The organism is Burkholderia sp. GW821-FHT14F03, from assembly GCF_058803765.1.
Window position 1 is genome coordinate 1 of sequence record NZ_JBXAPG010000156.1, and the last position, 595, is coordinate 595.

Sequence of the window (595 nt, forward strand, 5' to 3'; positions counted from 1 at the left end):
ACTTCCGCCTGCGGGCAGTTCGCCTTGATTTCCAGCTCATAGGCGGTCGTCATATCGATGGCGACCGCCTCGATGCGCTCGGCAACGCCTTCGGGAAGCTGCTCGAAGAAGGCTCGGGCGGTTTCGCGTGAGCGGCCCTGGCCGATCCATAGCACTTGCCGGCTGATCGGCTCAACAACCACGGTGGCATAGCGATGGCCCTTGTGGAGCGCAAACTCGTCCATGGCCAGATACCGCACCTGTTCCCAATCCGGCTCAACAATGCTGGCTTGCAAACTGGCTTTGTCGATCGATTTGACAGTGTGCCAATTCAGACCATAGAACGCAGCAACAGCCTGTACGCTGGCGGACTTCAGCAAGATCTCGCAGGCCTTGGCAAAGCGGGCAGTGACCCGTTGGTAACGCCCCAGCCAATCCAGCCTCTCCAACCGAGGGCCGCCGCAGTGGTCGCACCAGACTCGTCGGCGCGGCACATGGAGCACCACCCGGTATTCAAATAAGGGCAGATCCCGCACCCGCCGAACGGTCGTCTCGTGAATCTGCTGGCACCGTTTGCCGCATTGCTCGCAGACCATCACTTTGCTGACCGGCTTGA

General features: G+C 60.7%; 1 protein-coding gene. It reads right to left on the reverse strand.

Annotated elements, in window-relative coordinates; genetic code table 11:
• On the reverse strand, nt 1-595 hold a 595-nt coding region (locus tag AC1RQF_RS33485), incomplete at both ends, for an ISL3 family transposase (protein WP_492874430.1).